The following is a 13,758-nucleotide window of genomic DNA, read 5'->3' as shown; positions in this document are numbered from 1 at the left end:
AAAAGCATGTTCGCTTCCTTGCTGTGCTTTTTCAATTAATTGTTTTTCCTCAATGGGTCTCTCCCTCCTTTTTGACGCATTCTATTATATAGACGTAAAGAACGATAAGTCACCCTACACATGTTGTAAAAAAAGAATAATATATTTTTAGGAAGGGGGCTAGATGAAAAAAGGTGTGAAAAAATGGTAAAGAGAAGTATATAATGAGCAAGTAAGAAATGTTACGGGAAGAAAGGATGTGAATGTTAGTAGGGGAAGATCCATACTAACAAACATGAAAATTAAAATATTAATAGCAGATGATAACTCTTTTATAAGAGAAGGCATGAAAATTATTTTAAATACATATGAAGAGTTCGAAGTAGTAGATACAGTAAATGATGGGAAAGAAGCAGTGGAATATTGCAAAAAGAACGACGTTGATATCGCTCTATTAGATGTTCGCATGCCAAATATGAACGGGGTAGAGGCGACGAAATTCATTTGTGAAGAGACGAAAACGAAGCCGCTTATTTTAACGACGTTTGATGACGATGAATATATTTTGGATGCAGTAAAAAACGGAGCAAAAGGTTATTTATTAAAAAATAATGATCCAGAGCGTATTCGAGATGCGATTAAAGGAGTATATAACGGTCAAACCGTTATGCAAGATGTAGTTCTCGATAAAATTAAGTCTAATTTAATGGAAAGTAAAGAGGAAGAATGTAAAATAGATAAAAGTCTTTTTACTGAAAGAGAGCTGAGTATTATCGCATTAATTGCAAAAGGCTTTTCGAATAAAGAAATCTCGAAGCAACTTTTCATATCAGAAGGAACAATTGCAAATTATATTACGTCAGTTTTAGGGAAAACTGGACTGGAACATCGTACACAAATCGCGATTTATTATTTAACAGGGAAAGTAGATTAAAGATATGGAATTTTGGTTAATTGTAAGTAAATTAATTGTCTTTATATATATTGTGTTTAGTTACATGTATTTAAATGTTGCGAACTTACCATGGATTATACTGACTTTGCTTTTATATCTTTCTGTAAACGTGCTAATTTCTATATGTAAAAAAGATACGTACAAAAACATATTAACTTCTGTATCGATTGGCTTAGTTATGTTATTTACATGGAAGATTCATTCGTTCTTTATATTGTTTTTACCACTGAACTTATATGAAGTTATATTCCGTTATATAGAGAAGAAATGGCAGCTATTTATCATTATGATGATTCCTATTATCTTTACAAATGAAAGTATTAGAATGACATATGGATTAATTGTTGCATTTTCCTTTCTCGTATTAACTATGGCAGAACGGTATATATCGCGCGTATTAAAGCTTGAATCACAAAATGATCAGATGCGAAAAGATATGCAGCGGCTGACGAAAAGCTTAAATGAAAATAAAGAGTATATAAGACAATCAGAGTACACATTTAAGTTAGAAGAGAGAAACCGGTTATCACAGGAAATTCATGATAAAATTGGCCACTCGATGACAGGGGCACTCATTCAAATGGAAGCAACAAAGAGGTTAATGGAGATAGATAAAGAAAAATCAGCTGAGTTATTACAAAATGCAATACATATTTCAAAAGATGGTATTGAAAGCATTCGGATTACATTAAAAAATATGAAGCCACCAACTGAGCAAATTGGCATTCATCGTATGAAATTATTCATAGAGGAATTTGCCGGTAAGCATGATATAAATATTCCTTTCGTATATAAAGGGAATTTAGATATGATTTCACCGATTCAGTGGAAGATTATCGGTGAAAATGTTACGGAGGCATTAACAAATGCGATGAAATATGCTGATGCGACAGTCATTTCAATCGATATTCATGTACTTAACAAGATGGTGAAAGTGCAAGTGAAGGATAATGGAAAAGGTGCAGTACTTGTTAAAAAAGGTCTCGGGATTATGGGGATGGAGGAACGAACGGCGTCTGTAAATGGTAAAATTATTGTAGATGGAACAGGTGGTTTTTCAGTAACAATGTTGCTACCGATATGAGGATGAATCATCTCATATGAAAAAAGTGAATAATCTCATGTGAAAAGAATGAACTTCTGCACTGAGCAGGTTCATTCTTTTTGTTTATACTAAAAGCAGAGAAACGGAAATAGGGGTGAAACGATGAATACTTTAGAAATTAAAAATTTAACGAAAAAATTTGGTGATTTCATCGCAGTTGATAATATGTCTTTATCTATTAAAGAAGGAGAAATATTTGGCTTTTTAGGATCGAATGGTGCTGGTAAGAGTACGACAATCAACATGATTGCTGGTTTGTTAAGAAGTAATGAAGGTGAAATTAGCATACTAGGAAAAAATATAAAGAAACATAATCGATTTGCGAAGAGGAATATCGGTATCGTTCCGCAAGATATTGCAATTTATGAAGAGTTAACAGCCTATGAAAATGTGAAATTCTTTGCTGGATTGTACGGATTACGAGGAGCTGAATTAAAAGCTAGGGTCGAGGAAGCTCTTCAATTTGTAGGACTTAGCGATAAACAGAAAAGCTATCCAAAGAACTTTTCAGGCGGGATGAAGCGAAGACTGAATATCGCTTGTGCAATTGCTCATAGACCGAAGTTAATTATTATGGATGAGCCGACAGTTGGAATTGATCCACAGTCAAGAAATTATATCCTGCAGTCTGTTCGGAAATTAAACGAAATGGGAAGTACGATTATTTATACGAGTCACTATATGGAAGAGGTAGAAGAGATTTGTACGAAAATAGCGATAGTAGATCACGGTAAAGTGATTGCAGAAGGAACGAAAGAGCAGTTAAAAGCGATTATTACTGATACGAAAGATATTTGGATTGAAGTGAAATCGGTAGAGAATTTAGATGTAGAAAAATTAAAAGTGATAAACGGTGTGAAAGCTGTTCAAATTGAAGAGAACGTAATTAAAGTAAATTCTGATGCAGGATTAAATAATTTAAATAAAATTGTTCAGCACTTCATCAATCATGACATTGAAATCCGTTCGTTAGAGGAGCAGGCTCCTAACTTAGAAACGGTATTCCTTACGTTAACTGGAAGAAACTTACGAGATAAATAAAGAGTAAATGAAGAAAAGGTAAAGGGAGGTTCATCAATTGAACATCTTCAATATTGCAATTATGCATATGAAAAGAGATTTCAGAGACGTAAGAACTTTAGTTTTTATGTTAGCTTTTCCGATTGTGCTTATGCTTGTGTTAGGTACAGCATTAAGTAATGCGTTTAATAGTGATAGTCATTCAATTAAAGATATACAGGTGCTATATAAAGATGAAGCGAGTAGCACGTTTTCTCAAGCATTTGAAGCATTTGCGAAAGAAGTTGATAAATCGGGGATTCATTTTAAAAAAGCTTCTGAAGGTATAGATGGGAAGGAAGCAGTGAAGCAAAATAAATATGCTGCTTATGTAGAATTAAATAAAGATGGTGCAAAAACTTACGGAAGTGACAAAAGTAGTATTGAGGGAAGTATTGTGGAAGGTATGCTTATAACATTTGTTGATAAGTACAATGTAGCAGCCGAAGTTGCAAAAGTTGATCCTAGTAAGGTGAGCGCAGTTATTTCAAATGGAAATCATAATGATTATATAAAAGAAACATCTTTACAAGCTGCGAATAAACCGGGTTCTATGGATTACTATGCGGTTGTAATGACGACGATGATTGCGCTGTATGCTGCGATGGGAGCAAGTTTTCTAATTCGAGGAGAACGAATACGTAAAACAGGAGATCGCCTTATTGCTGCACCTATAAGTAAGGCTGAAATTTTCATTGGGAAAGTGCTTGGTAGTCTAGTAGCAAATGCCCTGTGCATATTACTCGTTATGTTATTTAGTAAATTTGTCTTTCAAGCGAATTGGGGAGATCACCTTGGAATCATATTTCTTATTTTATTAACAGAAGTCTTTCTAGCAATTAGCTTCGGTTTAGGGATTGGATATATTACAAAAACACCTGAATCGTCTAGAGCAATTATTATGGTGGTAGTGCAACTAGCTTCTATTTTTGGCGGTGCATATTTCGTAATAGAAGAAAATTTCGTTACGAATTTATCACCATTAACGTGGGCAAATACAGCTGTTATGAAAATTATTTATGCGAATGATGTAGGGGCAGCACTACCAGTCATTTCTTTAAATATTGGAATATCAGCACTCTTTTTATTAATTGCAATTATTGCATTACGTAGACGGGAGGGGCTATAGTATGAAAGATATTTTATGGCTCATACAAAAAACGTTATCTGTACTTTTGAAAAATAAAAAAGGGTTATTGATTATTATTAGTTTGCCAATAATCGGGACGCTCATCTCTTTTTCGATATACGGAAATGCAGGGCAAGGAACGTTAAATATCGGGATTGTAAATAAAGAAAATGAGCCGATAGCAAACGATACGATAAAGTTTTTAGAAGGATTAAATCATGTGAATGTGAGTAAGGTTAAGGAGTCTGAAATAGAAGATAAACTCACTTCTAAAAAACTTGATGGAGTTATTACATTAGCTTCTGGTTTTTCAAAAAGCGTTCGAGAAGGGAAACCAGATCATATTGAAATTGCATCGATTAAAGGTGATCAAGTAACAGGATTTATAAAATCATATTTATACAATTATATTGATAATGTAGCAGCTATTAGTAAAGTAGCAGGAACAGATCAAAGTGCATTTGATAAGATGTACGCAGGATATCAAAAAAGTTCATTTAAAATGAAAACGGAGACGCTAGAAGATACTTCGAAAAATAAAGATATGACAAATCAAACGATGGGTTATCTTATTATGTTTATGCTGTTTTCAGCAGTGAACTTATCAGGATTTATTTTAAAAGAAAAAGAGAATAGAACGTATTTTAGATTATTATCAACACCAATTGACGGAAAGAAATTTATATTGTCCAATGTGGCAGTAAATATGATGATATTAACATTGCAAATTGTCATTGCAGTGCTATTTCTGACGAATGTTTTTCATACAAATATTAATATGCCTTTCATAGTAATGATTGGTGTGCTTATGATATTCGCTTTAATTGCAATTGGTTTATCATTAGTCATTGTGGCTTTTTCAAAAAGTTCAGCTGCTTCAAATGCAATGCAAAATTTAGTGATAGTACCAACATGTTTGCTTGCTGGATGTTATTTCCCGTACGACATTATGCCAAATGCAGTACAAAAAGTAGCTAATTTTCTTCCGCAGCGTTGGTTATTAGATACGATAGCAAAATTACAACAAGGAATTCCGTTCTCTGAGTTGTATTTAAACATATTAATTTTATTCGCTTTTGCGATTGCGTTCTTCTTAATTGCCATTTATAAATTTGGAAGAAATAATGATGCGAGAAACTTTGTTTAATACAAAAAGGGTGTGATGTAAAGTCACATCCTTTTTTGTATAAAGCATGAAATCTAAATTTGAATGACAAAATAGAAAGGAGGAAAGAAAACGAGCGGAAGGAAATTAAAATGATTAAAAAAATATTGCGAGTTACTTCTATTATTATTGCTATTTTCGTTTTTATTTTAATTTGGATGCATATTGACGTTACCTTAGGAAGGAAAATGGAAGCTGGCAAAAATATGCCGACAGATTATGCTCCTCACTATAGTGATTTTCAATTATATGTAGAAGGGAAGTCGTTTTATAAACAGCTATTTACTGACATAAGAGAAGCAAAGCAATCTATTTACACGTATTTTTTTATTTTGTCGGATGATAAAAGTAGCCATACTTTTTTAAATTTATTAAAAGAGAAGGCAAAAGAAGGAGTAAACGTCTATTTATCAGTGGATCGCATTAATGATTTATCATTTGAAAGAAAGATGATAAGTGAATTGCGGGAAAGTGGTGTACATTTTACATATAGTAGAAAGCCTGAATTACCATTCGGGTTTTATTCACTTCACCATCGTAATCATCGCCGTATTACGACAATTGATGGGGAGATTGGCTATACAGGTGGTTTTAATATAGGGGATGAGTACTTAGGTAAAGATAAACACTTTGGGTACTGGCGAGACTATCATGTACGGATAAAAGGAGAAGGCGCAAAAGATTTAGAAGAACAATTTGCTTTAGATTGGAAACGAGATACGAAAGAAGAGATAAAGAGGAGTACGAATAAAGCTAGTAAAGGGAATACATTACATACTATGACGAGTTACAATGGGCATTACGTTGCTGAAAAATATATTGAGCTCATTAAACAAGCTCAGCACTCCATTGTAATTGCAACGCCGTATTTTATAGCGAAAAATAAAGAATCAATGAATGCTTTAATTGCAGCACAAAAGCGTGGTGTTACAGTAAAAATACTTTGGTCATATAAACCAGATTTACCTCTTATAAAAGAAGCGGCGTATCCATATATACGTCAAGCTGTTAATAATGGGATTACTGTATATAGGTATAAAAAAGGAATGTTTCATGGGAAGTTAATGCTTATTGATAATGAATTAACCGTTATTGGCACAACAAACTTTACTTCGCGTAGCTTCAATATAAATGATGAAATGAACTTGTATATTCATGGTGGTTCAATTGTAGGACAAGTTAATGATGCGTTAACGGAGGATTTTCATGATTCAAAAGAAATGACGAAAGAATTTTTTGAGAAGTTATCATTTTGGGAGCGTTGTAAGGAGAAATTTGCGGGATGGATTGATTTTTATTTGTGATGATAAAGGAAGAAAGGGTGTCTAGAAAAGACGCCCTTTTTTGATGGGAAATAATTATTTTTCATGCACAAGCAATGAAGCATCATCATTAATCAACGTCCCCACATGTTCACCTAAGCAAATTCTTTTCATTACTCCAGGCTCATCAAAGTTAAAGACGTGTGCTGGTAAATTATAATCACGGGCAAGTAGTAAAGCGGCTTGATCCATTACTTGTATGTTTTGCCTAACTATATCGTTATAGTTTAGTTTTTTGTACATTTTTGCTGCTTTATTATGTTTTGGATCACTAGTAAAGACGCCATCTACTCCTTGTTTTGCGACTAATATTGCGTCACTATTCATTTCAATGGCCCTTTGAACACTTGGATAATCTGTCGTAACAAATGGTTGCCCGTTACCACCTCCAAAAATAACGATATACCCGTTATCTAAATGGTGGACTGCACGCAAGCGAATGTATGGTTCAGCTACAGCATTAAACGGGATGGAAGTCATAACGCGCACTTCTTTATTTGTTTTACTTGTTAAAACGCCGCGTAGCATTAAGCTGTTAATGATTGTACCTAACGTCCCGATATTGTCAGCTTCTACACGATCGATTCCCCATTCTTCAGCTAGATGACCTCTAAAAATGTTACCGCCACCGATGACGATGGATACTTCGATACCTAAATCAACAATGGATAAAATTTCGTTTGCGATATGTTCTAATCGTTTGGAGTTAAAGCTATTTCCAGTTTGATCGGCAAGTGCACCGCCGCTTAATTTAATTAAGACACGTTTATATGGTCTCATAACAATTCCCCCTATATAGATTGAAATAAAAAAGGAACAAAGGCGAATGCCTTTGTTCCTTTTTAAGAAAATGAAAAAGAAAAGAAGAAGATAGAACGAATTTTTGCACATAATTTTTCATATCATCCACTCCTTTTCATTTTGAGTTGTTTTAAGTATATATCTTTTTGATTATACGATATAATCTGATTACTTATCAAGTTTATTTTATCGTTTTTTAACAAAATGGTGTCAATGAAAAAAAGAAGAAAAATATTTGAATTTTTTGTGACGAACTTGTAGGTTTTTGTATGATTTTGTAGGTTCGCTTATAAGATGTGTGAGTAGCTTTTATAAATTCAAATTGAAAGCGTTCGCATGAAGGGGATGAACATAAATGAAAAAATTCGGATTGGCAACACAAATTTTTGTCGCGCTTGTTTTAGGGATTGTAGTAGGGGCAGTCTTTTATGGCAATAAAACGGCGATTTCTTATATTACACCAATTGGGGATATATTTATTCACTTAATTAAAATGATTGTAGTACCGATTGTTATTTCAGCATTAATTGTTGCGGTAGCTGGTGTAGGCGATATGAAGAAGCTTGGGAAACTGGGCGGGAAGACCATTCTTTATTTCGAAATTATTACGACGATTGCTATTTTAATGGGATTACTTGCGGCAAATATATTCCAGCCGGGTACTGGCGTTGATATGAATAACTTACAGCAAAGTGATATTTCTTCTTATAAACAAACAGCAGATGCTACAGAGAAGCAAGGATTCGCTGAGACGATTGTTCATATCGTACCGAAAAACGTATTTGAATCGATTGCACAAGGTGACTTATTACCGATTATTTTCTTCTCAGTATTATTCGGTTTAGGAGTCGCAGCAATTGGGGAAAAAGGAAAGCCTGTTTTTAACTTCTTTGAAGGTGTACTCGAAGCGATGTTTTGGGTTACAAATCAAGTTATGAAATTTGCACCATTTGGTGTATTCGCATTAATTGCGGTTACGGTTGCAAAATTTGGTGTAGCAACACTACTTTCTTTAGGAAAACTAGTGCTAGCTGTATACGTAACTGTTATACTATTCGTTGTGATTGTATTAGGTATTAATGCAAGAATGGTTGGCGTAAACATTTTTACATTAATGAAAATTTTAAAAGAAGAACTTATTCTTTCATTTACGACAGCAAGTTCAGAAGCTGTTCTACCTAATATAATGAGAAAAATGGAAGAGTTCGGTTGTCCAAAGGCAGTTGCCTCTTTCGTAATTCCGACAGGTTATACATTTAACTTGACTGGATCGGCTATTTATCAAGCGTTAGCGGCATTATTTGTTGCACAAATGTACGGTGTGCACATGTCACTGACAGAGCAAATAACGTTATTATTCGTTCTCATGTTAACATCCAAAGGTATGGCGGGAGTTCCAGGTGCATCGTTCGTTGTTGTATTAGCAACGTTAGGTTCAATGGGGTTACCACTAGAAGGTATCGCATTAATTGCGGGAATTGACCGCATTTTAGATATGATTCGCTCATCTGTCAATGTATTAGGAAATGCATTAGCGGCCATTGTTATGTCGAAGTGGGAAGGCGAATTCGATAATGAGAAAGCAAAACAATATGTAGAAACAGTCAAAGAAACAAAAGCAGCATAAGAAATCGTTAAGGAGTGAATAATCATGGCAACATTAACTGAAGTTAAAAATGGTGTTCGAATTGAAAAAGACTTTTTAGGTGAAAAAGAAGTACCAAACTATGCATACTACGGCGTACAAACAATGCGTGCAGTTGAAAACTTCCCAATTACAGGATACAAAATCCATGAAGGTTTAATTAGAGCCTTCGCAGTTGTAAAAAAAGCTGCAGCGCTTGCCAATACAGATGTAGGAAGATTGGAATTGAACAAGGGCGGCGCGATCGCAGAAGCTGCTCAAGAAATTCTCGATGGAAAATGGCATGATCATTTTATCGTAGATCCAATCCAAGGCGGAGCAGGTACTTCAATGAACATGAATGCAAATGAAGTCATTGCCAATCGTGCTCTTGAATTATTAGGAATGGAAAAGGGAGACTATCATTATATTAGTCCAAATAGTCATGTAAACATGGCGCAATCAACAAACGATGCATTCCCAACGGCGATTCATATCGCAACATTAAACGCATTAGAAGGTTTATTACAAACGATGGGTTATATGCACGATGTATTTGAATTAAAAGCAGAACAGTTCGATCATGTGATTAAAATGGGGCGTACGCATTTGCAAGACGCTGTTCCAATTCGTCTTGGACAAGAATTTAAAGCGTACTCTCGCGTACTGGAACGTGATATGAAACGAATTCAGCAGTCACGTCAACACTTATATGAAGTGAATATGGGAGCAACTGCAGTTGGTACAGGCTTAAATGCAGATCCAGAATATATTCAAGCTGTTGTAAAACATTTAGCTGCAATTAGTGAACTACCACTAGTTGGTGCAGAAGACTTAGTAGATGCAACGCAAAATACAGATGCATACACAGAAGTATCTGCAGCACTGAAAGTATGTATGATGAATATGTCTAAAATTGCGAATGACCTTCGCTTAATGGCATCAGGTCCACGTGTTGGTTTAGCAGAAATTATGTTACCGGCTCGTCAACCAGGTTCATCTATTATGCCAGGGAAAGTAAACCCTGTTATGCCAGAAGTAATTAATCAAATTGCATTCCAAGTAATTGGTAACGACCATACAATTTGTCTTGCTTCAGAAGCAGGTCAATTAGAATTAAACGTGATGGAACCAGTACTTGTTTTCAACTTACTACAATCAATTAGCATTATGAATAACGGTTTCCGTGCCTTTACAGATAATTGCTTAAAAGGAATTGAAGCGAATGAAGATCGCTTAAAAGAGTATGTTGAGAAGAGTGTAGGAATTATTACAGCCGTGAACCCTCATATCGGTTATGAAGCAGCAGCTCGCGTTGCGAAAGAAGCAATCGCGACAGGGCAATCCGTTCGAGAACTTTGTGTGAAAAATGGTGTACTGTCACAAGAAGACTTAGAGTTAATTCTAGATCCATTCGAAATGACGCACCCAGGGATTGCAGGAGCAACTCTTTTAAAGAAAAACTAAAAGAAGAGGGGGGACAAGCCCCTCTTTTTTGTTTACAATATAGAAATGCTATATATGAATAGAGGTAGGGATGTTATGAGTAAGTTTACAGTAGCTTCTAATGGTTCATTAGAAACGACATTAAGAGGAGTAGAAGTATTATCAACACCACTTTTAAATAAAGGGGTTGCTTTCACGCAAGAAGAAAGAGAAGAATTAGGTTTAAAAGGGTTATTACCGCCAGCGGTTTTAACATTGGAAGAACAAGCGCGCCGAGCATACGAACAATTTTGTTCTCAGCCGGATGATTTATTAAAGAATGTATACTTAACAGCGTTACATGATCGAAATGAAGTATTATTTTATCGTATTTTAACAGATCATTTACGCGAAATGTTACCAATCGTATATACACCAACTGTCGGTGTAGCGATTCAAAGATATAGTCATGAATATCGTAAACCACGAGGTGTGTATTTATCAATTAACGATCCGTCAGGTATTGAGGAAGCATTCGCCAATATCGGTGCAACAGCAGAAAATATTGATTTAGTCGTTGTAACAGATGGAGAAGGTATATTAGGAATTGGTGATTGGGGCGTTGGTGGTATTAACATCGCGATTGGAAAATTAGCTGTTTATACAGCCGCAGTTGGAATCGATCCTAGCCGCGTATTACCGGTAATTTTAGATGTAGGTACAAATCGTGAAGAATTATTAGACAATCCATTTTATATTGGAAATCGTCACCCTCGTATAACAGGTGAAGCTTACGATGAATTTATTGATACATTTGTACAAGCGGTAAATAAGCAATTCCCGAAAGCACTTTTACATTGGGAAGACTTCAGTTCTCGAAATGCACGGAAAATTTTAGATAAATATCGTCATGATATTTGTACATTTAATGATGATATTCAAGGTACAGGTGCAGTTTCGCTTGCGGCTGTATTATCGGCAGTAAAAGCTTCTGGTGTACCGCTAAGTGAACACCGCGTTGTTGTGTTTGGTGCTGGTACGGCTGGAATCGGTATCGCAGATCAAGTTAGAGATGCGATGGTCCGCGCTGGCTTATCAGAAGAAGAATCATATAAGCGTTTCTGGTGTATTGATCGTAACGGGTTAGTTACAGATAATATGGAAGATCTTCTTGATTTCCAAATGCCGTATGCAAGAAAAGAAGCGGAAGTAAGTGAGTGGAAACAAAATGGTGTGATTGGACTTGCTGAAGTTGTGAAACATGTGAAACCGACAATTTTAATCGGTACATCAACCGTTGCTGGTGCATTTAAAGAAGAAATTATTAAAGAAATGGCTTCTCACGTAGAAAGACCAATCATTTTACCAATGTCGAACCCGACACCACTTGCTGAAGCAAAACCAGCCGATTTAATCAAGTGGACAGAAGGAAGAGCGTTAGTTGCAACAGGAAGTCCATTTGAACCAGTTACATACAACGGTGTAACGTATGTGATTGGACAATCAAATAATGCACTTATTTTCCCAGGACTTGGTCTTGGAACAATTGTCGTACGTGCAAGCGTTATGACGGACGGCATGTTCGCAGCAGCAGCTGAAGCAGTTGCAAGTATGGTTGATACAAGTCAGCCAGGAGCACCTATTTTGCCAGAAGTTGAAGAGTTACGTAATATCTCGGAAATGGTAGCAATTGAAGTAGCGAAAGTTGCCGTTGCGGAAGGCGTTGCGAGAGAGAACTTAAGTGATAACGATATTAAGATTGCAGTGAAAGAAGCAATCTGGGAGCCTGAGTATCGCCAAATAAAAGCGGTAGAAAAGGTTAGAATATAGAAATAAAGCCCGTTTATAATATAAGCGGGCTTTCACTTTTATTACTGAAAAAAGAGTATAGGAAGTGGCACCTTTGAATTGGAATCAATTATGGAAGAAAGATATATCTCTTTTAATTATATTAATGGTTGTTGTTCCGATTGCTGGAGAGCTTAATTTTCATCCTTTTAATGATACGTTTCGTGTTAGCTTTGGGACGCCGTTATTCTTCTTTTTATTACTATTTTTAAGAAGAATACCAGCAGCTGCTGCGGGTATTCTTGTCGGTATATGTGTAGTCTTATTCCGAGTATGCCTTGACTGGGTCATGCAAGGCTCATTTCATATGACAGAATCATTTTATTTGCGTTATCCTGTGTTCTTTTATTATTTTATTTATGGAAGTCTTTTTTCACTTTGTAGGGTGAATAAGTTTCATCAGAAGCCAATTGTTATTGGGTGCCTTGGAATTTCAATTGAAATTGTTGCAAGTATGTCGGAACTTGCGTTTTATCACATGTTAGTACTAGGTACAACAATAACAATTTCTGAAGTAAATAAACTCATCATTATTGCTATTTTCCGTAGCTTCTTTGCACTTGGCTTTTTAAATATGATGAATTTATATGAAACGAAATTAAAAGAATCACAAGTTCGAAAAGAAAATGAAAAAATGTTCATGCACCTTTCAAATTTATATGTAGAATCTGTTCATTTGAAAAAAACGTTACAAAATGCAGAATTAATTACACAAGAAGCGTATCAATTATATCGGAATTTACAAGCGAATGATGATTCCAGCAGTAAAACAGCATTGAAAATAGCAGGAGAAGTGCACGAAATAAAAAAGGATAATCAAAGGATTTTTGCAGGATTATCTAAACTGTTATTAGATAAAAATGTGGCTGAGTATGTAGAAGGTCATGAGCTTACAGAAATGATTGTAAGAATAAATGAAAAGTATGCTGAAATGTTAGAGAAAGATATACGTTTTTCTAAACATATAGAAGGTGAACACGCTGCACATCACGTGTATACAGTGCTATCAATTTTTAATAACTTAGTTGCGAATGCAGTTGAAGCAATTGAAGATAGAGGTCTCATTCGTATTAAGTTATATAAACGAGAAAAAAATGTAATCTTTGAAGTGATTGACGATGGCCCAGGTATCGCACAAAAGTATAAGAAATTAGTATTTAAGCCCGGGTTTACTTCAAAGTATGATCAAACAGGAACACCGTCCACAGGTATTGGACTTTCTTACATAGATGAAATGGTAACAGAGCTCGGCGGAGAAGTAAGGTTAGAAGACAATGAAAATGGGAACGGGTGTAAGTTTATCGTTTGTTTACCGGAGTGCAGTTTAAAGCGGGAAGGGGAATAGG

Annotated in this window: 11 protein-coding genes; 10 read left to right on the top strand and 1 reads right to left on the bottom strand. The window is 35.2% G+C overall.

Features of this window, described 5'->3' with window-relative positions:
• Positions 1-274 precede the first annotated feature (274 nt).
• From PDQ33_RS06815 to cls, 6 genes are all read left to right on the top strand, one after another.
• Positions 275-913, top strand: coding sequence for a response regulator transcription factor (locus PDQ33_RS06815; RefSeq protein ID WP_000694106.1), 639 nt, complete (start codon positions 275-277; stop codon positions 911-913).
• Positions 914-917: 4 nt separating this feature from the next.
• Positions 918-2,018: a sensor histidine kinase gene (locus PDQ33_RS06810; protein WP_270755174.1), complete on the top strand. Its 1,101-nt coding sequence runs from the start codon at positions 918-920 to the stop codon at positions 2,016-2,018.
• 123 nt (positions 2,019-2,141) lie between these two features.
• Positions 2,142-3,080 carry an ABC transporter ATP-binding protein gene (locus tag PDQ33_RS06805; RefSeq protein WP_270755172.1) on the top strand — a complete coding sequence of 313 codons (939 nt, stop codon included), beginning with the start codon at positions 2,142-2,144 and terminating at the stop codon, positions 3,078-3,080.
• A 37-nt stretch (positions 3,081-3,117) separates the two neighbouring features.
• On the top strand, positions 3,118-4,227 hold the full coding sequence (locus PDQ33_RS06800; protein WP_001020164.1) for an ABC transporter permease: 1,110 nt from the start codon (positions 3,118-3,120) through the stop codon (positions 4,225-4,227).
• A 1-nt stretch (position 4,228) separates the two neighbouring features.
• Complete coding sequence (locus PDQ33_RS06795) at positions 4,229-5,374, top strand: ABC transporter permease (RefSeq protein ID WP_061130790.1); 1,146 nt, start codon at positions 4,229-4,231, stop codon at positions 5,372-5,374.
• A 110-nt stretch (positions 5,375-5,484) separates the two neighbouring features.
• Positions 5,485-6,696, top strand: coding sequence for a cardiolipin synthase (gene cls, locus PDQ33_RS06790; protein WP_270755169.1), 1,212 nt, complete (start codon positions 5,485-5,487; stop codon positions 6,694-6,696).
• Between the two features lie 54 nt (positions 6,697-6,750).
• On the opposite strand, the gene pyrH is transcribed toward cls, so the two are convergent.
• Positions 6,751-7,494: a UMP kinase gene (gene pyrH / locus PDQ33_RS06785; RefSeq protein WP_001248049.1), complete on the bottom strand. Its 744-nt coding sequence runs from the start codon at positions 7,492-7,494 to the stop codon at positions 6,751-6,753.
• 376 nt (positions 7,495-7,870) lie between these two features.
• Between pyrH and PDQ33_RS06780 the strand changes: the two genes are divergently transcribed.
• From PDQ33_RS06780 to PDQ33_RS06765, 4 genes are all read left to right on the top strand, one after another.
• A complete protein-coding gene (locus PDQ33_RS06780; RefSeq protein WP_270755167.1) occupies positions 7,871-9,142 on the top strand; it encodes a cation:dicarboxylate symporter family transporter in 1,272 nt (423 codons plus the stop codon).
• 24 nt (positions 9,143-9,166) lie between these two features.
• The gene (gene aspA / locus PDQ33_RS06775) at positions 9,167-10,606 is read left to right on the top strand and encodes an aspartate ammonia-lyase (RefSeq protein ID WP_000224208.1); all 1,440 of its coding nucleotides are present in this window, start codon (positions 9,167-9,169) and stop codon (positions 10,604-10,606) included.
• Between the two features lie 75 nt (positions 10,607-10,681).
• Positions 10,682-12,394, top strand: a complete 1,713-nt coding sequence (gene malS / locus PDQ33_RS06770; RefSeq protein ID WP_061130807.1) for an oxaloacetate-decarboxylating malate dehydrogenase — start codon at positions 10,682-10,684, stop codon at positions 12,392-12,394.
• A 64-nt stretch (positions 12,395-12,458) separates the two neighbouring features.
• A complete protein-coding gene (locus PDQ33_RS06765) occupies positions 12,459-13,757 on the top strand; it encodes a sensor histidine kinase (protein ID WP_270755164.1) in 1,299 nt (432 codons plus the stop codon).
• Position 13,758: the final 1 nt, after the last annotated feature.

Source organism: Bacillus cereus group sp. Bc031, assembly GCF_027716265.1.
Classification (GTDB): Bacteria; Bacillota; Bacilli; order Bacillales; family Bacillaceae_G; genus Bacillus_A; species Bacillus_A paranthracis.
This window is presented reverse-complemented; position numbering and strand designations above follow the sequence as displayed.

Excerpts from the sequence above, each read along its gene's own strand:
- PDQ33_RS06815 (WP_000694106.1), top strand. The coding sequence starts at position 275 with ATGAAAATTAAAATATTAATAGCAGATGATAACTCTTTTATAAGAGAA.
- PDQ33_RS06810 (WP_270755174.1), top strand. The coding sequence starts at position 918 with ATGGAATTTTGGTTAATTGTAAGTAAATTAATTGTCTTTATATATATT.
- PDQ33_RS06805 (WP_270755172.1), top strand. The coding sequence starts at position 2,142 with ATGAATACTTTAGAAATTAAAAATTTAACGAAAAAATTTGGTGATTTC.
- PDQ33_RS06795 (WP_061130790.1), top strand. The coding sequence starts at position 4,229 with ATGAAAGATATTTTATGGCTCATACAAAAAACGTTATCTGTACTTTTG.
- cls (WP_270755169.1), top strand. The coding sequence starts at position 5,485 with ATGATTAAAAAAATATTGCGAGTTACTTCTATTATTATTGCTATTTTC.
- pyrH (WP_001248049.1), bottom strand. The coding sequence starts at position 7,494 with ATGAGACCATATAAACGTGTCTTAATTAAATTAAGCGGCGGTGCACTT.
- PDQ33_RS06780 (WP_270755167.1), top strand. The coding sequence starts at position 7,871 with ATGAAAAAATTCGGATTGGCAACACAAATTTTTGTCGCGCTTGTTTTA.
- aspA (WP_000224208.1), top strand. The coding sequence starts at position 9,167 with ATGGCAACATTAACTGAAGTTAAAAATGGTGTTCGAATTGAAAAAGAC.
- malS (WP_061130807.1), top strand. The coding sequence starts at position 10,682 with ATGAGTAAGTTTACAGTAGCTTCTAATGGTTCATTAGAAACGACATTA.